Source organism: Avibacterium sp. 20-129 (assembly GCF_026226845.1).
Lineage (GTDB): Bacteria > Pseudomonadota > Gammaproteobacteria > Enterobacterales > Pasteurellaceae > Avibacterium.
On sequence record NZ_JAKKOE010000002.1, the window covers coordinates 270,396 to 293,522 of the forward strand.

The following is a 23,127-nucleotide window of genomic DNA, read 5'->3' on the forward strand; positions in this document are numbered from 1 at the left end:
TTCCTATTTACTTTCCATTTTATTTAAGTATTGTGCTAAGTTATTTTGCAATTCTATTTGTAAGTTTTGTGGGCTGATGATCACAAGATGAGGAATCGAATATTGCACAATCGGTAAAATATCTAATGGGTTTACATTTTGAGCAGCAAGCAGTAACTCACCATTTTCTAACTTATGCACCAATTTTTGATTAGGGAGTAAGTTACGGCGCAGGAAAAAAGGTGAAGCAAAAGCTGACACTTGAATGACAACTTCAGCAATCATATTTCCGTGCGAGAGTGAATCATTCCTTTTAATTTCTTCGATAAATTGCTGATTTGGGGTAAAGGTTTCTGCAAGTACCTCTAGCTGACTAATTTGGGTAAAGCAAAAGGTTTTTTGTTTGTTGTCTTGATGTTGATCGGTGCCAATTAGATACCAGATTCCATTTTTGTTAGTCAGTGAGTAGGGCGCAATTTGGTAAAAATTTGTTTGCTGAGTGGTGAGTTTACAATATTTAAATGAAATAAAATTATTGTTGCTAATGGCTTGTTTTAATTGATTAAATTGTGCTTGAAGATGTGATACATCTTCATATTGAAAACCTTTAACTTGCACTGACTGAGTTAATTTTTCTTGGTAAAAGGCCTTATCGACACTTGGAAAAAGATTGGAGATACTGGCGAAAAGGGCAAAACGTTGGATATCTTCTTCGGTGAGAATATCCAATTTTTGACGGTCTAGTTTATAAAATCTTGGCCCTAGCTCTGCCCAAGGAAGAAAATTAAGGCGTTCGTTGATATCACGTTGTAAGGTTCTGATTGATACATCAAAATCCTCTGCTAACTCATTAATATCAAGACGTTTTCCCAAATTGAGCTGGGATAAAATTATGCTTAAGCGTTGTGCAAGCTGATGCGTTTTCTTCATAACTTTTCACTTATGGGCTATTCATTAAAAGTTATTCTAAATTAAGTTAAAAAAAGACTTGCGTCAGGTTGTGTCGTCCAATAAAAATTTTTTCGCTTTTCGCTTTTCGCTTTTCGCTTTTCGCTTTTCGCTTTTCGCTTTTCGCTTTTCGCTTTTCGCTTTTCGCTTTTCGCTTTTCGCTTTTCGCTTTTCGCTTTTCGCTTTTCGCTTTTCGCTTTTCGCTCAAAAATAGATTTGTAATAAATATAATATTAGATGTTAAAGATCTAATGTAAGTATGTTCCGCTATTTATGTATAGAAGTCAATATCTATTATTCTCTCTTTATTATAAGGAGAGGAAACAATGCTTGATAAAGATGAACAGCTATTACTTACAATAGGTCAAGCGATTGCAAAATATCGTCAAGCGGTAGGATTGACTCAAGCACAGTTGGCAGAAATTTTAGATATTAGTAATGATGCGGTGTCAAGAATGGAACGAGGCAAGTCTGTACCTAATATTTTGCGTTTATTAGAATTATCAGAAATCTTTCATTGTGAAATTGCGGATTTATTAACAAGTAGTAGTAATCGTTCAATGGATCAAGCAAGACAATTAGAACAATTATTGCACGGTTTAGATAGTTATGAACGCGCAGAATTAATCACAATTATTGAGCGAATGTTAAAATGGAAAGCCTATTCTGAAAAATAAAGCCCGTGTTTTGATACGGCGATTTTCTATTGCGTATTATCTAAATGCTCTTCTAATAATTCAATCGCTTCTAAACAACGGGTACGGCGTTGTTCTGTGTGGCGGATAAGTTGTTGAAGTTGTTGTTTTTTTAATTCGTTTTGTGTTTGAACATATTGATCTTGTTGGTGAGCGATTTTTTGGTTTAATGCTTGTAAGGCTTCGTAATATTTAGCTAATCGTTCTCTTGGTGGAAGGCGATGGATGGCGTGCTGTTGTTTGTTTTGAGCTGATTGTGGAGAAGGATTAGTAAAGGTTTTTTTATCTCTTCTTTTGTGTTGTTTGAGGGCATCTAATAAGGCTTGTAGCTGGGCGAGCAGTTTTTCAGTATAAAATTGACATTGAGTGTGTTCGTTTTCTTGCAGGCGTTCTATTTGGGCGAGTGTGTTGTTTAATTCTGCGCGATAAAATTTGAAATGTTGAAAATCTTCACTAAATAAAGTGCGGTCAAATTTTGCATAGATTTTTTGTGTGTCTGATACGGGATATTGTTGGTAGCATTGTGCTATTTTTTGGCGTAATGCTTGAATAAGTTGGGTTTTGTTCATCTTTCTGTTCAATATTGATTTAGTGAGATTTACGCAGTGGGAAATTATCGCATAAAAAAGGACATCTTGTGATGTCCTTTTGTAGCTTATTTTGTGTATAACATAATTTATAAATACATTGCAGCAATCCAACCAAAAATAATGAGTGGGATATTGTAGTGAATAAAGGTAGGGACAACGGAATCCCAAATGTGATCGTGTTTGCCATCCATATTTAAGCCTGACGTTGGGCCTAATGTAGAATCCGAAGCCGGTGAGCCTGCATCACCAAGTGCCGCGGCGACACCAACAATAGAGACTGTTGCAAGTGGGCTGAAGCCAAGGGTTAAGCAAAGTGGCACATAGATTGAGGTAATAATTGGTACCGTTGAGAAAGATGAGCCAATGCCCATTGTGATAAATAGTCCAACGATTAACATTAAGAATGCGGCTAATCCTTTATTGTTTGCCCCTAAACCTTGGCTGAAGGTTTGAACTAATTCGGTTACGCCACCTGTGGCATTGATCACCGCTGCGAAACCTGAGGCCGCAATCATCACAAAGCCAATCATTGCCATAAGGCGTAAGCCTTGTTGGAAAATATCGTTACTTTCTTTGAGTTTGAAAATACCACATAGGGCAAAAATGATTAAACCAGCTAAACCGCCAATGATGGTGGAATCGGTAAACAACTGTAAGCCAAAGGTAACCACAATCGCAATGAGGCTTGCGATGACGTGGAAAGGTTTAATATTTGCAATATGCTGTTCAATTTCAGCGGTGCTAAGTGTTTTGTCTGCCACCGCATATTCTCTCGGTTTGCGATAAGTAATAAATATCGCCGTGAGCAAGCCTAAGATCATTCCGATAACAGGTAAGCCCATAGCCAGAGAGACTTCGCCAACACTGGTGTGTAAGCCTAGTGGTTCGCCAACCTGATTAATATTTTTTACTAAAATGCTTTCAATAAAGATTTTCCCAAATCCCACCGGTAAAAGCATATAGGTTGCGGTTAAACCAAAGGTTAGCACGCAAGCAACCGCACGGCGATCTAGCTTAAGTTTATTGAAAATAGCTAAAAGTGGGGGAATAACAATGGGGATAAAGGCAATATGCACAGGCAATAAGTTTTGTGATGAAATAGAGAAAATCACAAGCACGGCTAAAATAAAATATTTAAAGCCTGCCATTGAAAGCCCTGTTGGCGAATGGCCTAATTTTTGGATAACTTTAAAGGCAAGGAGATCGGTGATACCCGATTTCGAGATTGCAACAGCAAAAGCACCTAAAATAGCATAGTTCATTGCCACTTCGGCACCGCCACCTAAGCCACCTGTGAAGGTTTGAATCGTTTGGCTAAGATCAAGATTACTGCATAAACCAGCCGTTAATGCGGAAATAATCAAGGCGATAACCACATTGATACGCAATAGGCTTAATGCAAGCAATACAATGATCGAGATAACAACAGGGTTAGAGAGTAACATTGCATAGTCCTTATTTAAAATAATAGAAAAAATAAATAAAAAAATTACCGCACTTATTCTGTGATATGGTGAGGGAAACCACCAAGTTGTTTAAGGTGATTGACCATATAACAGAATAATTCCGTTGTGCGTTCAGTATCATATAAAGCTGAATGTGCTTGTTTATGATCAAAGGGGATATTTGCCGCTTGGCAAGCTTTTACCAAAACAGTTTGTCCAAACATAAAACCACTCAAGGTTGCGGTATCAAACATTGCGAAAGGGTGAAAAGGGTTACGCTTTGCCTTTACACGTTCTGCCGCTGCCATCAGAAAACTTTGGTCAAAGGTGGCATTATGCGCCACAATAATTGCACGTTGGCATTCTGCTTGTTTTTGTGCTTGACGAACCATTTTGAATAATTCACTGATTGCGATATTTTCGGAAATTGCCCCTCGCAATGGGTTATCAATATCAATGCCATTAAATTTTAATGAGTCTGGGTTAATATTCGCCCCTTCAAACGGCTTAATATGAAAATGACATTTTTGATCAGGGATCAGTAACCCCTCATCGTCCATTTTTAGTGTAATCGCGGCTAATTCTAACAACGCATCTGTTTGTGGATTAAAGCCTGCGGTTTCTACATCAATCACAACAGGGAGATAACCACGAAAGCGGTGCTTTAATAAATTATAGTTTATCGGTTCTGTGGGGGTATCAGTCATCATATTATTTATTAATAAAAAGTGCGGTGTAAAATTTAAGTGAAATTTTCACCGCACTTTGTATAACTCTTAAGGGGTTAATTGCCTAAGCCAGCTTGAGCGTTTTTATTTTCGATAAATTCAATTTTATAACCATCGGGATCTTCAACAAACGCGATCACGGTTTTTCCGCCTTTTACAGGGCCGGGTTCACGGGTTACTTTACCGCCAGCTTGACGCACGGCTTCACAAGTCGCATAAATGTCATCAACACCAATAGCAATATGACCATAGGCATTACCTAGCTCGTATTCATTGACGCCCCAGTTATAAGTCAGCTCAAGAACGGAAGAGGTCTCTTCATCACTATAGCCAAGGAATGCAAGGGTATATTTATATTCGGGATTCTCACTGGTACGTAGCAAACGCATACCTAATACATCTTGATAAAATTTGATTGAACGATCTAAATCGCCCACGCGTAACATTGTATGTAAAATTCGCATTATTTATCCCCTTATTTGCTTAAACGAACAGGCATTATGCCATAGCGTGAATAAAAAAGCATTATACAGTTTAGGCTTTATAATCCCTTGCCCCAAAAATTGCCGTTCCGATGCGAACCATTGTTGCGCCATATTCAATGGCACAATGCAGATCATCAGACATTCCCATCGAAAGGGTATCAATTTGACATTCAGGCAACGCCTGCTGTAATTGCTGGAATAACTGTTGCATTTGTTGAAATGCGTGTTTTTGCTGTGCAATATCGGTGGTCGGTGCGGGAATTGCCATTAACCCTCGTAAACATAAGTGTGGTAAGTTTTTGATATGCTTTGCGAGAGGCAACATTTCCGTAGGCTGAATACCTGATTTGCTTTTTTCATCACTGATATTTATCTGAATAAGGACGTTCAGTGGTTTTTTATAATGAGGACGCTGTTCATTTAAACGATCTGCAATTTTGCTACGATCAAGAGTTTGCATCCAATCAAAATGTTCCGCAACAAGACGTGTTTTGTTTGATTGCAATGGACCAATAAAATGCCATTCTAGATCTAAATGGTTGTCAGCAAGCTGTTGAATTTTTTCTACCCCTTCTTGCACATAATTTTCACCAAATTGACGTTGTCCAGCTTGATAAGCCGTAAGAATGGCTTCGACCGGTTTGGTTTTGCTCACAGCAAGGAGGGTAATTTCTGCTGAATGACGTTGTGCTTGTTGGCAAGCGTGCTGAATATGTTGTTGTACCTGTTGCAAATTATGTTGAATATCCATTGTCGGGAATAACCTATTTTTTATAAACCTTAAGGAAATATTCTATATTATTCATTTTCTATTTGACAAGGCGTGAAAATTTCGGTATTTCTAACAGCACATTTTTTATTAAGAAAAAATTAACAATGCAACGTACTATCACAATGCTTACCACCACGATGATTACCATTATTACAATGAATGGGGCGGGGTAGTGCGTTAAACACAGGAACACAAGAAACCCGCATTCTAAAGTGCGGGTTTTTTTATAAGTATTTTAACTTTCACAACATTATTTTTAGGAGATTTCTATGCGCGTTTTAAAATTCGGTGGCACATCGCTTGCCAATCCAGAACGCTTTTCGCAAGCAGCCCGATTGATTGAAAAAGCTCATTTAGAAGAGCAAGTAGCAGGGGTATTATCCGCGCCTGCGAAGATTACAAATTATCTTGTTGCCCTTTCTGAAAAAGCCAGTCAAAACCTTCCTACCGATACCGATTTTAATCAAGCACGTGAAATTTTCTATACCATTATTAATGGCTTATATGCAGAAAATGAGAAGTTTGATCTTGCCGGTTGTAAGGCCGTGATTGATGCAGAATTTGCACAAATTGCAGAATTGTTAGCCGAAATTCGTGCCAAAGGCGTGTTAGACGATGCAGTAAAAGCAACCATTGATTGCCGTGGTGAAAAATTATCTATTGCAATGATGAAAGCGTGGTTTGAAGCACGTGGTTACGAAGTAACGGTGATTAATCCGGTGGAAAAATTATTGGCACAAGGAAGTTATTTAGAATCCTCTGTGGATATTGAGGAATCGACCAAACGTATTGATGCTACTCGTATTCCAAAGAAAAATGTTGTGTTAATGGCAGGGTTTACCGCAGGTAATGATAAGGGGGAACTTGTACTATTAGGACGTAATGGGTCGGATTATTCTGCTGCCTGTTTAGCTGCGTGTTTGAATGCTTCTGTCTGTGAAATTTGGACGGATGTAGATGGCGTGTTTACTTGCGATCCTCGTTTGGTTCCTGATGCACGCCTATTGCCAAGCCTTTCCTATCGTGAGGCAATGGAACTTTCTTACTTTGGCGCAAAAGTGATTCACCCACGGACTATCGGGCCACTTGTCCAAGCCAATATCCCTTGTTTAATTAAAAATACCGGTAACCCTGAAGCCAAAGGGTCAATTATTGATGGCAATGCACAATCTGAACAATTACAAGTAAAAGGGATCACGAATTTAGATAATTTAGCGATGTTCAACATATCAGGGCCGGGAATGCAAGGAATGGTGGGAATGGCAGCACGCGTGTTCTCAACAATGTCTAAAGCAAAAGTGTCGGTTATTTTGATTACTCAGTCGTCTTCTGAATATAGCATTAGTTTCTGTGTGCCGGTAAAAGCAGTTGATATTGCTAAAAATGCCTTAGAAGTGGAATTTGCCCAAGAACTTAAAAATCAAGATCTTGAAGAGATTGAGGTGATTAAAGATCTTTCGATTATTTCCGTCGTGGGCGAAGGAATGCGACAGGCGAAAGGGATTGCCGCGCGTTTCTTTTCTGCCCTAGCCCAAGCGAATATCAGTATTGTTGCAATCGCACAAGGCTCTTCTGAGCGGTCAATTTCTGCCGTTGTTCCGCAAAATAAAGCGATTGAAGCGGTAAAAGCAACTCACCAAGCACTTTTTAACAATAAAAAAGTGGTAGATATTTTTCTTGTCGGTGTCGGCGGTGTGGGAAGTGAATTAATTGAACAAGTAAAAAATCAGCGTGATTATTTAGCAAAGAAGGACATTGAGATTCGGGTTTGCGCTATTGCAAATTCAAATAAAATGTTACTTGACGCAAATGGGCTAAATTTAGCCCATTGGCAAGAGGATCTCGAAAATGCGACACAGCCTTCTGATTTTGACGTGTTACTTTCTTTTATTAAATTACATCACGTGGTGAATCCGGTTTTTGTTGATTGTACTTCTGCTGAAAGTGTGGCGGGGCTTTATGCCCGGGCATTAAGTGAAGGCTTCCACGTGGTTACACCAAATAAAAAAGCCAACACAAGAGAACTTGCCTATTATCATTTAATGCGTGAGAACGCACGCCAAAGCCAGCATAAATTCTTATATGAAACAAATGTTGGGGCAGGTTTACCTGTGATTGAAAATCTGCAAAATTTACTCGCAGCAGGTGATGAGTTAATTCGTTTTAGCGGTATTTTATCAGGCTCACTTTCCTTTATTTTTGGTAAGTTAGAAGAAGGTTTGTCATTATCTGAAGTAACCACACTCGCACGAGAAAAAGGCTTTACTGAACCCGATCCACGAGATGATTTATCAGGGCAAGATGTGGCACGTAAATTGCTTATTTTAGCACGTGAAGCAGGAATGCAATTGGAATTAACCGATGTAGAGGTAGAAGGCGTGTTACCAAAAGGATTTGCGGAAGGTAAATCGGTGAATGAATTTATGGCAATGTTACCACAGCTTGATGCCGAGTTTGATGATCGTGTAGAAAAAGCAAAAGCAGAGGGTAAAGTCTTGCGTTATGTCGGACAAATTGAAAATGGAAAATGTAAAGTGTCTATTGTGGCAGTAGGGCAAGATGATCCGCTATATAAAGTGAAAAATGGTGAAAATGCCCTTGCATTTTACACCCGTTATTATCAACCTATTCCATTATTATTACGTGGTTATGGGGCGGGGAATGCCGTTACTGCAGCCGGTATTTTTGCGGATATTTTAAGAACATTACATCATTAAGGAGCATTTATGTTACGAATTTACGCCCCAGCTTCAAGTGCGAATATTAGTGTCGGGTTTGATACTTTGGGTGCGGCTGTATCACCTATTGATGGCTCATTACTGGGTGATGTCGTACAAATAGAGGAAATCAAGCAAGGCTTTGAATTAGAAAGTGCGGGGTATTTTGTGCGTAAATTGCCAAAAGAACCGCAAAAAAATATTGTTTATCAAGCCTATGTATTATTTAGTGAACGGTTAAAGCTACGCAATGGTACAATCAAGCCATTACGCCTAACATTGGAAAAAAATATGCCAATTGGCTCAGGTTTAGGCTCAAGTGCTTGTTCTATTGTGGCGGCGTTGGTGGCATTAAATAAATTTCATAATGAGCCTTTTTCTAAAATGGAACTTTTAGAAATGATGGGGGAACTGGAAGGGCGTATTTCAGGTTCAATTCATTATGATAATGTTGCCCCTTGTTATTTAGGTGGGGTGCAATTAATGGTACAATCTCTCGGCAATATTTGTCAGCAATTACCTTTTTTTGACAATTGGTATTGGGTGTTGGCCTACCCGGGTATTGAAGTTTCAACCTCTGAAGCACGTGCGATTTTACCGAAGAGCTACACACGTCAAGATGTGATTACGCACGGTCGTCATTTAGGTAGTTTTGTTCATGCTTGTCATACACAGCAAGAAGCACTCGCTGCATATATGATGAAAGATGTGATTGCAGAACCTTATCGTGAAGCATTATTACCTAATTTTGCGGAAGTAAAACAAGCGGTACGTGATTTGGGCGCATTAGCCTCTGGTATTTCTGGATCGGGGCCAACAATGTTTGCTATTGCCCCTGATTTAGGAACGGCAAGTAAAGTAGCCACTTATTTAGAAAACCATTATTTACAAAACAACGAAGGCTTCGTCCATGTTTGTAAGGTAGATAATCAGGGCGCAAGGGAATTGGGCTAAACGCCCAGATAAATTGCCCAAATGGCAATAAAACGAGAAAAGGGGTTTGCGCAGGTTCCCTTTTCTTTGCTTACTTTTTTTTGGGGTAAGCAAAAGAAACTAAATTGCTTAACGAGCGAAACCTGTTATCAATTATCAAAGATAAAAAATTTTAGACAAAATCAAAACTCAAACGGATTAATTATGAATTTATACAACATCAAACACCCCGAAGAACAAGTGAATTTCGCACAGGCAGTTCGTCAAGGATTAGGCAAAGATCAAGGCTTATTTTTTCCGCAAATTATTCCACACTTAGAGAATATTGATGCTTTACTTGATTTACCGCTTGTTGAACGTAGTCAAAAAATTTTAGGGGCGTTAATTGGTGATGAAATTCCAGCGGATAAATTGGCCCAAATGGTTAAAAATGCCTTTACTTTTCCTGCACCAGTAGAAAAAGTTGAAGATCATATTTATGCTTTAGAATTATTTCATGGACCTACCCTTGCATTTAAAGATTTTGGTGGACGCTTTATGGCACAAGCGCTCGCGACTGTGCGTGGAGATGGCAAAATCACCATTTTAACGGCAACATCAGGCGATACAGGGGCGGCTGTGGCGCACGCTTTCTATGGTTTAGAAAATATTGATGTGGTGATTTTATATCCCAAAGGAAAAATCAGCCCACTACAAGAAAAATTATTCTGTACCCTAGGTGGAAATATTCGTACTATCGCCATTAATGGTGATTTTGATGCTTGCCAAGCCTTAGTAAAACAAGCATTTGATGATGCTGAGCTACGTCAAGCGATTGGTTTAAATTCAGCCAACTCGATTAATATTAGTCGTTTATTGGCACAAGTTTGTTATTATTTTGAAGCGGTGGCGCAACTTCCTAAAGCAGCGCGTGAAAATCTTGTGGTTTCTGTACCAAGTGGCAATTTTGGTAACCTTACAGCAGGATTAATCGCTAAAACAATGGGATTACCAATTAAACGTTTTATCGCCGCAACTAATGCGAATGACACGGTACCACGTTATTTGCGCACTGGCGAATGGGCGCCAAATGACACCGTTGCAACCTTATCCAATGCGATGGATGTGAGTCGCCCGAATAACTGGCCACGTGTAGAAGAGTTATTTAAACGCAATCATTGGGAATTATCTGATCTTCATTCTGTAGCAATGAATGATGAACAGACCGAACAAACATTACGTGCAATGAATAACCAAGGCTATTTATGTGAACCACACGGTGCAATTGCCTATGGCGTATTGAAACAAGATTTACAACCGGGAGAAACGGGGTTATTCCTTTGTACCGCACATCCAGCAAAATTCAAAGAAAGTGTCGAACGAATTTTATCCCTTGAACTTCCATTACCTGAAGCGTTGGATAAACACAATAAATTGCCATTACTTTCTGATGAAATGGACAATGATTTTGCGACATTAAGAGCATATTTGTTGAAATAATGATGCAAGAAGATTGGAAATCTACAGATATTAATGTAGAGAGCCTTTGGTTATTCAACGAGAGGGATAAAAAAGGTAAACATAAGAATATTTATCATGGGAATTTTATTCCTCAAATTCCTTATCAATTAATAAAACGTTACACTAAAGAAGGAGATACGGTTTTAGATTTATTTATGGGGAGTGGAACTACTCTATATGAATGTGAAAGTCTGAATAGAAATTTCATAGGGTTTGATATTAATCAATCTATTATTGATTATGTAAGATCTCAAATGAAAGAATCAGATTCTATCAAATATTTTATTAATCATTATGATGTCTCAAATTCTTGTCTTTTTTCTGAGTGTTTATCAAGTAATTTAAAAGAATTGAATAAGGATCAAATAGATTTCTTTATTGCTCATCCTCCCTATATGGATATCATTAAATTTACTGATAGAACGGAAGATTTATCTCAGATATCCAATCTTAATATTTTTATTAATAAATTTACTCAAGTAATAGCTAATGCATTCTCTTTTCTTGCAGAGAATAGATATTTTGCTATTGTTATCGGAGACGTTTATAAGAATAGTGAAGTTATTCCTTTGGGGTTTTACTTAATGTATGCAATACGAAAGCATTTTAAAGTTAAGCTTAAAGGAATTGTGGTAAAAAATATAGAAGGAAATCGAGGAAAGCTTGGTAAACAAGATATTTGGAGATATAGAGCATTAAAAAGTGATTATTTTTTGTTTAAACATGAATATATAATGGTTTTTAAGAAATTAAAATGAAGAGAAAATCAAAAAAAGATCTATTCCTTGAATTAGCTAATCCAGATGATAAAGGTGTAAGTAGATGGGTATTTGTCAATGAGTTTATTGGTAATTATAGTGAACTTCAGCTAGGAAATGGGTTTAGCTGGGGAAGAGGTAGCTCTAGTCTAGCAAAAGAATATATTGTAGAGACAGATAAAAGTCGTTCTTCAGGTAATGGTATTGATGCTATTAGATTAAACGGTTTTAATACTCAGAATTCTTTTAGTCAAGCAATTAGGTCAGATATTAAAAATCACTATAAAGATAAACCTTGTGTGATGTTAGGAGTAAAAGGATTTTCAGAAAATACAAAAATTGAAATCGATCATAAAGATGGACGAAAGAATGACTTGAGAGTCTCAGATATGAATTCTCAATCTTTAGATGATTTCCAACCTCTATGTAAAGCTGCGAATGATATAAAAAGGCAAATATGCAAACGCTGTAAAGAAACCAATATTCGTTGGAGTGCTAAAAACATTAAAGGTAATCCATATGATTTTTATGAAGGAAATGAGAATTATAATGATGAACTTGGTTGCATAGGTTGCTATCAATATGATCCTGTGCAGTATAGAAAAACGGTAATTAAGAAAGTAAGTGAATTAGCTGCACATCAAGCAATTGATTCTGTGTTTAAAACATTATATCCAGATGACGAGGAATAATGAATTATATTGGCTCAAAGAATAAATTATCAGACTTTATTTTTGATAGAATAACATCTGTTGTTGGATATGAACTATCTGATAAGGTATTTTGTGATATGTTTGCTGGTACGGGAATTATTGGTAGAAAATTTAAACCTCTAGTTAAACAGGTTATTAGTAACGATATAGAGTTGTATAGTTATATTCTAAATAAGAATTATATAGAAAATCATACCTCTATATCGTATGAAGCGTTATTAGATGAATTAAATAATTTAGAAGGGATCCCTGGGTTTATTTTTGAAGAATATTCTGAAAATGGAAAAGCTAATCGTCTTTATTTTTCAGAGAATAATGGGAAGAAAATAGATGCAATTAGAAAAAGAATAGAAGACTGGTATAATAAATACTTCATATCAGATAGCCAATATTACTTTTTACTATGCTCTTTACTTGAAAGTGCCGATAAAATAGCTAATACAGCTTCTGTCTATGGCGCTTTTTTGAAAAAAATTAAACGATCGGCACAAAAAGAATTAGTTATTGAGCCTGCTTTATTTGAAATAAATTCAAATTCTCATAAGGTTTATAATGAAAACGCCAATAATTTAATTAATCGGATTGAAGGAGATATATTATATTTAGATCCTCCTTATAATGCGAGGCAATATGGAGCAAATTATCATTTGCTAAATACAATTTCAGAATACAAAGAATTTCAGCCTAAAGGGAAAACAGGGTTAAGAGATTATGTGAGATCTAAATATTGCAGTAGATCTAATGTTGAAGATGAGTTTGAACGATTAATACAATCAGCAAAATTTAAATATATATTTTTGAGTTACAATAATGAGGGGTTGATGAGCTTAGAACAAATAAAACAAATAATGAGCAAATACGGTAGATATGATTGCTTTTCTATAGATTATCAACGCTTTCGTTCAGATACTTCTAAAAATCGCTCTTATAGCGCTAATTCTACAATTGAATATTTACATTTATGTGAGAAGCTTTAGGAAAGGACAAAAAATGATTACAGTTTATGGTATAAAAAACTGCGATACAGTGAAAAAAGCCTTGAAATGGCTAATAGATAATGGGATTGAATACCGTTTGCACGATTATCGTGTAGAGGGATTAGAACAGGCCTGGTTGGAAACAGCCGAAAGTCAATTTGGTTGGGAAAATTTGCTGAATAAACGCAGTACTACTTGGCGTAATTTAGCGGAAGAGGTGAAAAAAAATCTATCAAAAAGCACCGCACTTAAGATATTAGCAGAACAGCCTACGCTAATTAAACGTCCAATTATTTTACAAGATAACATTGCGTTAATCGGTTTTGACGTTGCGGCATATGCAAAGGCTTTTGGTAAATAAGAAGGGTTAAATAATGAAAAACACAATCGTTACTTTAGCACAGCAGTTGATCCAACGTCCTTCTATTAGTCCAGATGATCGAGGTTGTCAGCAACTTATTGCTACGCGCTTAGAAGCATTGGGCTTTGAGATTGAATGGCTACCTTTTAATGATACATTAAATCTATGGGCAAAACACGGTTCAAAAAGCCCTGTGGTTGCCTTTGCTGGGCATACTGATGTGGTGCCAGTGGGTGATGAAACGCAATGGGATTATCCCCCTTTCTCCGCACAAATTGTTGATGATATGCTTTATGGACGTGGTGCAGCTGATATGAAAGGCTCATTAGCCGCAATGGTGGTTGCAGCAGAGCAATATGTGAAAGCCAATCCAAATCACCCCGGAACGATTGCATTGCTAATTACGTCTGATGAAGAAGCCGCGGCAAAAGATGGTACAGTACGCGTGGTGGAAACCCTGATGGAACGAGGTGAACTGATTGATTATTGTTTAGTTGGTGAGCCTTCAAGTGCTGAAAAATTAGGTGATGTAGTAAAAAATGGTCGCCGTGGTTCGATTACAGGTAACCTTTATATTCAAGGTGTACAAGGACACGTTGCGTATCCTCATTTAGCGGATAACCCCGTGCATAAAGCCGTTGATTTTTTAAAAGCATTAACCACCTACCAATGGGATCAGGGTAATGCGTTTTTCCCGCCAACTAGCTTACAAATCGCCAATATTCAAGCAGGAACAGGCAGTAATAATGTGATCCCCGGCGAGCTTTATGTGCAGTTTAATTTACGCTATTGCACTGAAGTAACGGACGAGCTAATTAAGCAAACCGTAAAGCAAATGCTAGAAAAGCATCAACTTGATTATCGCATTGAGTGGAATTTATCGGGTAAACCTTTTTTAACAAAGCCGGGTAAATTAGTGAATGCTGTCGTGGATAGCTTAGAAAAAATTGCCAAAATTACCCCCGCACTTGAAACGGGAGGTGGCACCTCCGATGGACGTTTTATCGCCTTAATGGGCGCCGAAGTGGTGGAACTTGGGCCATTAAATGCCACGATTCATAAAGTCAATGAATGTGTAAGTTGCCAAGATCTTGCCACATTAGGTGATGTGTATCAGCAAATGCTCATCAATTTGCTAAATGCGGAATAAGGAGAATTTATGGCAAAAACATTAACATCTTCGATGCTCACGGGAAAATCTCGTGAGCATTTAGTTTCTTTACCTTGTCCGTTTTCGCTTCAACATTTCCTTCAGCCTGATGCTGTAAAGGCTTTTCAAGCATTACAGCAAAGTGCGGTCAAAAATGGCTTTAATTTACAGCCTGCCAGTAGTTTTCGGGATTTTCAGCGACAACAGGTAATTTGGAATGAAAAATTTGAAGGAAAACGAAAGGTGCATAATGATCAGGGGGAAGCCTTAGCGTTAGCGAATTATTCTGATTGGCAAAAGTGTCAAGCCATTTTACGCTGGTCAGCATTACCGGGCGGAAGTCGACACCATTGGGGAACTGAAATTGATGTTTTTGATCCTCATTTATTACCCCAACATCAGCAGTTACAATTAGAGCCTTGGGAATATGAACAAGGGGGATATTTTGCGGAACTGAGTCAATGGTTACAAGAAAATGTACAAACCTTTGATTTTTATTTCCCTTTTTCTAATATGCCAGAACGTTTGCAGATTGGCTATGAACCTTGGCATATTAGCTATTTACCTTTAACCGAGCAGGCTCGCCAAATGTTTAGCCCTGAAATATTATTGCAAGCTTGGCAAGATGAAGAGGTGGCAGGAAAAGCTTTACTTATTGAACGCCTACCACAAATTTTTACTCACTTTTTTATTTGATTGAATCACGATGAATGAAAAAAATTATTTCCCACAAGCAATTTCTTCGCTTTTACAGTGGACATTAAACATTTCCTTATTAATTCTTGCCTTAATTTTGGTGATTTTTCTTGCCAAAGAAACCTATGGCTTAGCATTAGTGCTATTTGAGCATTCAGAAGAAGCCTCCTATTTGTTGGTCGAAAAAATCGTTGTGTATTTTTTATATTTTGAGTTTCTTGCCCTGATCGTGAAATATTTTAAAACTGACTATCATTTTCCGTTACGCTATTTTTTATATATCGGAATTACCGCAATGGTGCGATTAATTATTGTCGATCATTCTAGCCCAGTGAATACATTACTCTTTTCTGGATCGATTTTGCTAATGGTTGTGGCATTATTTTTAGTCAGTTCAGATCGATTGAGAAAAAGTTAGCCTATTAAGAAAAAATTTTGTGAACAAGGTCAAATTTTTCAACAAAAGTAAGAAGAATTACATTTTTTTTTGTAAAAAACTGGCGTATTCTTAGCAAACAATTTATAACGAGGATTGTTTATGTCTGATTTGCAACAATTTACTCAGCAAGATATTCAAATTATCAAGGAAGAACCGCTTTATGACGGTTTTTTTAATTTAAAGAAGGTCTATTTTAAGCATAAACTTTTTGCTGGTGGTGAAAGTGGGGTGGTAACCCGTGAATTGCTCGTAAAAGGTGCGGCCTCTGTGGTGATCGCTTATGACCCTGATGTGGATAGCGTGGTGATGGTGGAGCAAGTACGCATAGGGGCTTATAATCCACAGCTTAGTCAATCTCCTTGGCTATTAGAACTCATCGCAGGTATGGTTGAAGACGGTGAGTTGCCTAATGAGGTTGCCCAACGAGAAAGCCAAGAAGAAGCAGGCGTACAAGTAGAACATTTGCGTGAAGTGATGCAGTTTTGGGATAGCCCCGGTGGCATTGTAGAGCGTATTCATTTATTTGTAGGCAAGGTAGATAGTGGTAAGGCACAAGGCATTCATGGATTGGCAGATGAAAATGAAGATATTCGTGTTCACGTGATCCCCCGTCAAACCGCTTATGAATGGATTTGCAATGGTAAGATTGATAATGGACTTGCGGTTACAGGCTTATTATGGCTACAACTAAATTACCTTGATTTACAGAAACAATGGAAAAAAATGTGAGCTGAATCGAATTTTCATCAGAAATTTAGCCATAAACTATGATCCAGTTAACATTTTTCAGATTTAGGTAATGCAAATTTTTTTGAAGTTTGTAACGTATAGCGATGTATTATTATAAATTAACAAGAGGAGAGGGTATTTTTATGAATACTTATACATACCCAACGGAAGAAGAAGTTGTCCGTTTGGTGCAGATTACAGATCCTCATTTGTTTAAGGATGAAAGTGGTGAGTTGCTTGGTATTAATACACAAGCCAGTTTCAGCCAAGTATTAAGTGAAATTAAACAAAGCAATTTTAATTATGAACTTGTCCTTGCAACAGGGGATTTAGTACAAGATAGCAGTAGTGAGGGGTATCTCCGTTTCTGTAAAATGGTGCAAACACTTGAGAAAATGGTGTTTTGGATCCCCGGCAATCACGATTTTCAGCCAAAAATGTTTGATATTTTGAATCATACCCATGGCAATATTAACCCATTCAAACATTTGTTAATTGGCGAACATTGGCAAATTTTAATGCTTGATAGCCAAGTTTTTGGTGTGCCTCACGGACAGTTAGGACAATATCAAATTGATTGGTTGTTGTCCAAGCTAAAAGATTATCCTGAACGTTATTCTTTGGTGGTGCTACATCATCATATTTTATCAACCAACTCTGCTTGGCTAGATCAGCATAATTTACGCAATTCTTTAGATTTAGCCTATGCGTTATCGCCATTTAATAATGTGAAAGGCATTTTATATGGTCATATTCACCAAGCGGTAGATAGCGAATGGAAAAGCTACAAAGTAATGGCAACGCCATCTACCTGTATCCAATTTAAGCCTGATAGCAATAGCTTTGCCTTGGATACGCTACAACCGGGCTGGCGTGAAATTGAATTGTATAGTGATGGACGTATTGAAACACGTGTCAAACGAATCCAACAAGCTCAATTTTTGCCGAATCTGTTAGGTGAAGGCTATGAATAAATAAAGATAAAGTGCGGTGATTTTTCACCGCATTTTTACACTTACTATTACAACCCCAAGGCATACTTCAATGCTTGTTTTTTTAGTGGCGTAGCTTTTCCTGCAAGGAATAAGGCTAAGTTACGGGCTACTTTAACTGGCAATAACTCGGTTTTAAAACCTTTATAAAATAAATCCATCGCGGATTGCATCAGTAAATTATCTTTCATACGCAAATTTTGATAGCGTTTTAATACTTCATCAGAAGCCAAATTTTGTTGATTTTGTCGCGCACTTTCAATGACTTGTAATAGGGCTTTGACATCTTTAAAACCTAAGTTTACGCCTTGTCCAGCCAATGGATTTATTGTGTGGGCAGCATCTCCTACGAGGACAATGCCTTGGCGATAATAGTGTTGAGCGTGGCGGCGGGTGAGCGCAAAACTGCCCGTTTGTTGCACCTTAATGCGACCTAATCGAGCAGGGAAGGCTTGTTCAATGGCTTGGGCTAATTTTTCTTTGGATAATTGTTTAAGTTGGTTGATTTTTTCAGGACTGTCATACCACACAAGACAAGCTTGTTGCCCCTCGAGGGGTAAAAAGGCTCTTGGACCTGAAGGGAAAAATTGCTGCCAAGTAGTATCTTGTTGTGGCAATTCCGTATCCACTAAAATCAATAAACAATCTTGCCGATATTGCCAGCCGGTTACACCAATGCCAGCTATTTGGCGAAGTTGCGAGTTCGCCCCGTCTGCGGCAATCACTAAAGGGGCGGAATACTGTTCGCCATTGGTTAAAAAAATCTGCCAATTTTCACCGCACTTTTCTGCACGTTCTATTTTCGCTTGTAAGCGACTTTGCACGTTTTCAAGTGATGAAAAGGCTTGCCATAAACCAAGCTGGATAACATTATTTTCTACCATATAACCGAGTTCGGAATGCGCTAATTCTTCGCAATGAAAGTAGGTAGAAAACCCATCAATTTCCCACGTTTCTAAGGCTCGATAGGGACAAAGACGCATTTTTTCGATATATTGCCAGCTTTGTAATTGTTGCAATAATTGTACTGAGGCAAGACTAATGGCGGAAATGCGTAAATCATAAGGCGAGTTTGCACAAAAGGTTGGCAATGGGGCGCTTTCAATCAGTTGCACATTTAATCCTTGTTGCCCTAATCCCACGGCGCAAGCGGCGCCTACCATTCCACCACCAACAATAATCACATCGCGTTGTGTATCCATTTTTGCCTCTTTTTATCCTAGCTAAAAGTGCGGTGGTTTTTTTTCTTTATTTTTATACCGCACAGACCTTTTTCATTGCCCGTTAGTTTACCTTTTATGAGTAAAATTCAAAAGAAAAGATTATTTTAACTAGCCACCATTCGCACAAGTCGGTAAAATAGCCAGTTGATTTTTACAGGTTAAACGATTTTAAAGCAAATTATGACGCAAAAATTACATATTAAAACGTGGGGCTGTCAGATGAATGAGTATGATAGCTCAAAAATGGCAGATTTATTAAATAGTACGCACGGTTTGGAATTAACTGAGATTCCTGAAGAAGCAGATGTGTTGCTGTTAAACACCTGTTCTATTCGTGAAAAAGCGCAGGAAAAAGTGTTTCATCAGTTAGGACGTTGGAAAGAATTAAAGAAAACAAATCCTGCTTTAGTGATTGGCGTAGGGGGGTGTGTGGCTTCACAAGAAGGCGAGCATATTCGTAGCCGTGCGCCTTATGTTGATATTGTCTTTGGCCCACAAACCTTGCACCGCCTGCCTGAAATGATCAATCAGATTCGTGGCGGGAAAAGTTCCGTGGTGGACGTGAGTTTCCCTGAAATTGAAAAATTTGACCGTTTACCAGAACCGCGCGCTGAAGGGCCAACGGCCTTTGTGTCGATTATGGAAGGTTGTAATAAATATTGCACTTTCTGTGTTGTGCCTTATACCCGTGGCGAAGAAGTGAGCCGTCCGCTAGATGATGTGCTATTTGAGATCGCACAGCTAGCCGAACAAGGCGTACGTGAAGTGAATTTATTAGGGCAAAATGTGAATGCGTACCGCGGGCCAACGCACGATGGGGGGATTTGTTCTTTTGCTGAATTATTGCGTTTAGTGGCGGCGATTGATGGCATTGATCGTGTGCGTTTTACCACGAGCCACCCGATTGAATTTACGGATGATATTATTGAGGTTTATGCGGATACCCCTGAATTAGTTAGCTTTTTACATTTACCTGTACAAAGTGGTTCAGATCGTATTCTAAATCAAATGAAGCGTGGGCATACGGCATTAGAATATAAATCCATTATTCGCAAATTACGCAAAGTACGCCCGGATATTCAGATTAGCTCTGACTTTATTGTTGGTTTCCCCGGCGAAACAGAGCAAGATTTTGAAGATACAATGAATCTGATTGCACAAGTAAATTTCGATATGAGCTTTAGCTTCATCTATTCTGCCCGCCCGGGAACACCAGCAGCGGATATTCCTGATGATGTGAGCGAAGAGGAGAAAAAACAACGCCTGTATGTGCTACAACAACGCATTAACAATCAAGCGGCACAATTTAGCAGGGCAATGCTTGGCACAGAACAGCGCGTGTTAGTGGAAGGCCCCTCTAAAAAAGATATTATGGAATTGACTGGTCGAACTGAAACAAATCGGATTGTGAATTTTGTCGGAACACCAGATATGATTGGTAAGTTTGTTGATATTAAAATCACCGATGTATTCACCAACTCTCTGCGTGGTGATGTTGTGCGCACCGAAGACCAAATGGGTTTGCGTGTCGTGCAATCCCCACAAGCCGTGATTAACCGCACGCGCAAGGAAGATGAACTTGGTGTAGGGCATTATCAAGGCTAACTTGCTGAACCTGTGGGGATAATGTCAATTTTTAAGCACTGAGATCTTGATGAAAAAAGCTGATTACAATGTAATCAGCTTTTTGTTTTGTTGTTTCTGTTTTGTGTATCTATGCAACTAGCTAAACATTGCAGAGATCGATTCTTCGTTACTAATACGGCGAATGGCTTCAGCAAGCATACTTGAAAGCGTAAGCACCCGCACTTTACCTAACGCTTTGATTTCAGGAATAAGTGGGATTGTGTCGGTTACGACGATTTCATCAAGGGCATCACTGGCAAGGTTTTTCGCGGCTGAGCCAGAGAATACTGCGTGGGTTGCGTAAGCAAAGACACGTCTCGCACCACGTTCTTTTAAGGCTTCTGCTGCTTTGCATAGTGTTCCCCCTGTATCGATCATATCATCAACAAGAATACAATCACGTCCAGCCACATCACCAATAATATGCATTACTTGTGCGACATTCGCTTTTGGACGACGTTTATCAATGATTGCCATATCGGTATCATTGAGCAATTTAGCAACTGCACGAGCGCGAACCACACCGCCAATATCAGGCGAAACAACGATTGGATTTTCAAGATCGGTTTTCTTTAAAATATCGTGAATTAACACTGGGGAACCAAATACGTTATCCACTGGTACATCAAAGAAACCTTGAATTTGTTCCGCGTGAAGATCACAAGTTAAAACGCGATCCACCCCAACGCTTGATAAGAAATCTGCCACGACTTTTGCCGTGATTGGAACACGAGCAGAGCGTACACGGCGATCTTGACGCGCATAGCCGAAATAAGGGATTACCGCAGTGATACGGCCTGCTGATGCACGGCGTAAGGCATCAACCATCACAAGTAATTCCATTAGGTTATCATTTGTTGGCGCGCAGGTTGATTGAATAATGAAAACATCACTACCACGCACGTTTTCATTGATCTGAACTTGAATTTCTCCATCACTAAAACGTCCCACAGTGGCATCACCCAGTGAGAGATATAAGCGTTCAGAAATTCGTTTTGCTAGTTCTGGCGTTGCATTACCAGCGAAAAGTTTTATGTCAGGCATTGTAAAATTAACCTCAGAATTTTAGATGGAAGAATGTGTAACATATTGATCTTATTTGAATAAATGTTTCATCACTTGATGCAATGGCGAAACATTCACTCCTTGTGCAACAAAACCAAAACAGTCTTTTGGCTTATTTAGAAATACTGCTTGAGCAGATTGAGCATCGTCAAATTCTGCGAAAACACAAGCCCCTGTTCCCGTTAGTCTTGCGGGGGCATATTGTAACAACCAGCCCAGTAGTTCTTCAACCTCTGGATAATGATCTCGCACAATTTTTTCGCAATCGTTTGTATAATTTTCAGCTAAAAGTTGTGAAAGAGGCTTTTTGGGGGTATTGCGTGGCAAATGAGGATCTTGAAAAATAAGCCCTGTTGAAATAGAAACCTCAGGTTTTAGCACCATATACCATTTTTCTGGTGGATGACAATAATCAATTTTTTCTCCTACTCCTTCAGCAAAAGCCGCTTTACCGTGAACAAAGATTGGCACATCTGCCCCTAGTTGTAAGCCTAATTCCGCTAAGTCTTTAAGAGAACATTGGGTATTCCACAACGCATTAAGTGCTACCAGTGTCGTCGCTGCATTTGATGAGCCTCCGCCAACGCCACCTCCCATTGGCAAGATTTTATCCAAGTGAATCTTCGCGCCTAGTTGACAACCTGTATGCTGTTGGAGTAAACGCGCGGCACGATAAATGAGATTCTCTTCTTGTTTTAATTGAGGTATCTCTGGCGAGAGAAGAATCTGTGAATCCTCCCTTACCTCAATGTCTAGCCAATCGCCAAAATCCAGAAATTGGAACAGGGTTTGCAATTCGTGGTAACCATTTTCCAAGCGGCCATTAATATAAAGAAACAAATTTAATTTTGCAGGGCTAGGAAAGCGGTATCGTCCATTTTTTGATGGATTTAAAAGTGCGGTGGAAAAATGATAATTTTTCATTAGTATTTCCAATGATTAACGCGAATTTTTAAGGTTTGTTGGGCGTTTTTTAGCAAAATATCTCTCGGCAAGGCGGGCGAGCGTTCTTGGTGATAATTTAAATAATCTACCGTCCATTGTTCACCATTTATGCGATAAGTGAAGTTCGCCAGCAAATGGTTTGTCCCTACGTTGTAATCTTGCTGATTGTTTGGTTCCCCTTTTAGCCAAGTGGCCAGTTGGGTGAGAGGAATATCCATTCCGATAATTTCACGTAATAATCGTTGCGCATCTTTTGCAGAACGCTGATTACCTTTTTCATCAGAAATGGTTAAACCTTGCGCGTGCATTTTGAAGGTAAGTTTTGCGCGGCTTAGGGCGGAAGAAAGCACCAGTGTATAGGCGGTGGGGGTTTGATATTGCCAATCAAAGGCAGTAGAAAAGCGCTGTTTGGTGCTGATATAGCCAATTTGCCCTTCTGCGTGATAGGCTTGGATTTGTTGAATTTGTTGCAAATGTTGCTGCCAAGTGCGGTCGTTTTTTTCAATATATTGCACATTGGTTGGACGGTTCTCATCAATATCAAGCGCACAGCCAGCCAGTAACAAACTGATAATTAAAGGAATAAAAAGGGTTTTTAAGGAGTTCATTATGTGATACCAGAAAAATTTTGGAGCATTTTAAGGGGTTAGTGGAAATTAGT

Annotated in this window: 24 protein-coding genes; 14 read left to right on the forward strand and 10 right to left on the reverse strand. The window is 38.6% G+C overall.

Translation table 11 applies throughout. The features are described from left to right. Window positions 1-3: 3 nt before the first annotated feature. Window positions 4-909, reverse strand: coding sequence for a helix-turn-helix transcriptional regulator (locus tag L5B90_RS08875; protein ID WP_265762685.1), 906 nt, complete (start codon window positions 907-909; stop codon window positions 4-6). A gap of 344 nt (window positions 910-1,253) precedes the next feature. Here L5B90_RS08875 and L5B90_RS08880 point away from each other — a divergent pair, with 344 nt between their 5' ends. Then, window positions 1,254-1,604 carry a helix-turn-helix domain-containing protein gene (locus L5B90_RS08880; RefSeq protein ID WP_250349696.1) on the forward strand — a complete coding sequence of 117 codons (351 nt, stop codon included), beginning with the start codon at window positions 1,254-1,256 and terminating at the stop codon, window positions 1,602-1,604. Window positions 1,605-1,630: 26 nt separating this feature from the next. On the opposite strand, the gene priC is transcribed toward L5B90_RS08880, so the two are convergent. The 5 genes from priC to L5B90_RS08905 form a co-directional block, all read right to left on the reverse strand. After that, window positions 1,631-2,191 (reverse strand): primosomal replication protein PriC, encoded by a 561-nt coding sequence (gene priC / locus L5B90_RS08885; RefSeq protein ID WP_265762686.1) that lies wholly within the window; start codon window positions 2,189-2,191, stop codon window positions 1,631-1,633. Between the two features lie 107 nt (window positions 2,192-2,298). Then, window positions 2,299-3,657 carry a Na+/H+ antiporter family protein gene (locus L5B90_RS08890; RefSeq protein WP_265762687.1) on the reverse strand — a complete coding sequence of 453 codons (1,359 nt, stop codon included), beginning with the start codon at window positions 3,655-3,657 and terminating at the stop codon, window positions 2,299-2,301. Window positions 3,658-3,710: 53 nt separating this feature from the next. After that, window positions 3,711-4,364: a ribonuclease T gene (gene rnt, locus L5B90_RS08895; protein ID WP_250351661.1), complete on the reverse strand. Its 654-nt coding sequence runs from the start codon at window positions 4,362-4,364 to the stop codon at window positions 3,711-3,713. Window positions 4,365-4,441: 77 nt separating this feature from the next. Beyond that, window positions 4,442-4,849: a lactoylglutathione lyase gene (gloA, locus tag L5B90_RS08900; protein WP_265762688.1), complete on the reverse strand. Its 408-nt coding sequence runs from the start codon at window positions 4,847-4,849 to the stop codon at window positions 4,442-4,444. Between the two features lie 70 nt (window positions 4,850-4,919). Continuing rightward, on the reverse strand, window positions 4,920-5,621 hold the full coding sequence (locus L5B90_RS08905; protein WP_265762689.1) for a YggS family pyridoxal phosphate-dependent enzyme: 702 nt from the start codon (window positions 5,619-5,621) through the stop codon (window positions 4,920-4,922). Window positions 5,622-5,911: 290 nt separating this feature from the next. On the opposite strand from L5B90_RS08905, the gene thrA reads away from it, so the two are divergent. The 12 genes from thrA to cpdA all read left to right on the forward strand — a co-directional run bounded on the left by thrA (window position 5,912) and on the right by cpdA (window position 17,589). After that, window positions 5,912-8,359, forward strand: coding sequence for a bifunctional aspartate kinase/homoserine dehydrogenase I (thrA, locus tag L5B90_RS08910; RefSeq protein WP_265762690.1), 2,448 nt, complete (start codon window positions 5,912-5,914; stop codon window positions 8,357-8,359). A 9-nt stretch (window positions 8,360-8,368) separates the two neighbouring features. Then, window positions 8,369-9,313 (forward strand): homoserine kinase, encoded by a 945-nt coding sequence (gene thrB / locus L5B90_RS08915; protein WP_250363424.1) that lies wholly within the window; start codon window positions 8,369-8,371, stop codon window positions 9,311-9,313. Window positions 9,314-9,496: 183 nt separating this feature from the next. Further along, on the forward strand, window positions 9,497-10,771 hold the full coding sequence (gene thrC, locus L5B90_RS08920; RefSeq protein ID WP_250363423.1) for a threonine synthase: 1,275 nt from the start codon (window positions 9,497-9,499) through the stop codon (window positions 10,769-10,771). Further along, window positions 10,771-11,550 (forward strand): DNA methyltransferase, encoded by a 780-nt coding sequence (locus L5B90_RS08925; RefSeq protein ID WP_250363422.1) that lies wholly within the window; start codon window positions 10,771-10,773, stop codon window positions 11,548-11,550. The genes thrC and L5B90_RS08925 overlap by 1 nt, the downstream gene beginning before the upstream one ends. After that, window positions 11,547-12,242 (forward strand): restriction endonuclease, encoded by a 696-nt coding sequence (locus tag L5B90_RS08930; protein WP_250363421.1) that lies wholly within the window; start codon window positions 11,547-11,549, stop codon window positions 12,240-12,242. The genes L5B90_RS08925 and L5B90_RS08930 overlap by 4 nt, the downstream gene beginning before the upstream one ends. Further along, complete coding sequence (locus L5B90_RS08935) at window positions 12,242-13,240, forward strand: DNA adenine methylase (protein ID WP_265762691.1); 999 nt, start codon at window positions 12,242-12,244, stop codon at window positions 13,238-13,240. The genes L5B90_RS08930 and L5B90_RS08935 overlap by 1 nt, the downstream gene beginning before the upstream one ends. Window positions 13,241-13,253: 13 nt before the next feature. Further along, window positions 13,254-13,601 (forward strand): ArsC family reductase, encoded by a 348-nt coding sequence (locus L5B90_RS08940; RefSeq protein WP_265762692.1) that lies wholly within the window; start codon window positions 13,254-13,256, stop codon window positions 13,599-13,601. Between the two features lie 13 nt (window positions 13,602-13,614). Further along, the gene (gene dapE / locus L5B90_RS08945; RefSeq protein ID WP_265762693.1) at window positions 13,615-14,751 is read left to right on the forward strand and encodes a succinyl-diaminopimelate desuccinylase; all 1,137 of its coding nucleotides are present in this window, start codon (window positions 13,615-13,617) and stop codon (window positions 14,749-14,751) included. 9 nt (window positions 14,752-14,760) lie between these two features. Next, entirely contained in the window at window positions 14,761-15,447 is a 687-nt protein-coding gene (locus L5B90_RS08950) for a M15 family metallopeptidase (protein ID WP_265762694.1), read from the forward strand. A gap of 10 nt (window positions 15,448-15,457) precedes the next feature. Then, window positions 15,458-15,865 carry a phosphate-starvation-inducible protein PsiE gene (gene psiE, locus L5B90_RS08955; protein ID WP_250363416.1) on the forward strand — a complete coding sequence of 136 codons (408 nt, stop codon included), beginning with the start codon at window positions 15,458-15,460 and terminating at the stop codon, window positions 15,863-15,865. Window positions 15,866-15,985: 120 nt separating this feature from the next. Next, window positions 15,986-16,615: an ADP-ribose diphosphatase gene (nudF, locus tag L5B90_RS08960; RefSeq protein ID WP_265762695.1), complete on the forward strand. Its 630-nt coding sequence runs from the start codon at window positions 15,986-15,988 to the stop codon at window positions 16,613-16,615. Between the two features lie 143 nt (window positions 16,616-16,758). Continuing rightward, window positions 16,759-17,589: a 3',5'-cyclic-AMP phosphodiesterase gene (cpdA, locus tag L5B90_RS08965; protein WP_265762696.1), complete on the forward strand. Its 831-nt coding sequence runs from the start codon at window positions 16,759-16,761 to the stop codon at window positions 17,587-17,589. Window positions 17,590-17,636: 47 nt separating this feature from the next. On the opposite strand, the gene L5B90_RS08970 is transcribed toward cpdA, so the two are convergent. Continuing rightward, the gene (locus L5B90_RS08970; RefSeq protein ID WP_265762697.1) at window positions 17,637-18,809 is read right to left on the reverse strand and encodes an FAD-dependent monooxygenase; all 1,173 of its coding nucleotides are present in this window, start codon (window positions 18,807-18,809) and stop codon (window positions 17,637-17,639) included. 201 nt (window positions 18,810-19,010) lie between these two features. Between L5B90_RS08970 and miaB the strand changes: the two genes are divergently transcribed. After that, window positions 19,011-20,435, forward strand: a complete 1,425-nt coding sequence (miaB, locus tag L5B90_RS08975; RefSeq protein ID WP_265762698.1) for a tRNA (N6-isopentenyl adenosine(37)-C2)-methylthiotransferase MiaB — start codon at window positions 19,011-19,013, stop codon at window positions 20,433-20,435. A 117-nt stretch (window positions 20,436-20,552) separates the two neighbouring features. Here miaB and L5B90_RS08980 read toward each other — a convergent pair whose 3' ends face one another. The 3 genes from L5B90_RS08980 to lolB are packed head-to-tail and all read right to left on the reverse strand — an operon-like array spanning window position 20,553 to window position 23,074. Further along, window positions 20,553-21,500: a ribose-phosphate pyrophosphokinase gene (locus L5B90_RS08980; RefSeq protein WP_250349712.1), complete on the reverse strand. Its 948-nt coding sequence runs from the start codon at window positions 21,498-21,500 to the stop codon at window positions 20,553-20,555. 51 nt (window positions 21,501-21,551) lie between these two features. After that, window positions 21,552-22,445: a 4-(cytidine 5'-diphospho)-2-C-methyl-D-erythritol kinase gene (ispE, locus tag L5B90_RS08985; RefSeq protein WP_265762699.1), complete on the reverse strand. Its 894-nt coding sequence runs from the start codon at window positions 22,443-22,445 to the stop codon at window positions 21,552-21,554. After that, a complete protein-coding gene (gene lolB / locus L5B90_RS08990) occupies window positions 22,445-23,074 on the reverse strand; it encodes a lipoprotein insertase outer membrane protein LolB (RefSeq protein WP_265762700.1) in 630 nt (209 codons plus the stop codon). The genes ispE and lolB overlap by 1 nt, the downstream gene beginning before the upstream one ends. Between the last annotated feature and the right edge of the window lie 53 nt (window positions 23,075-23,127).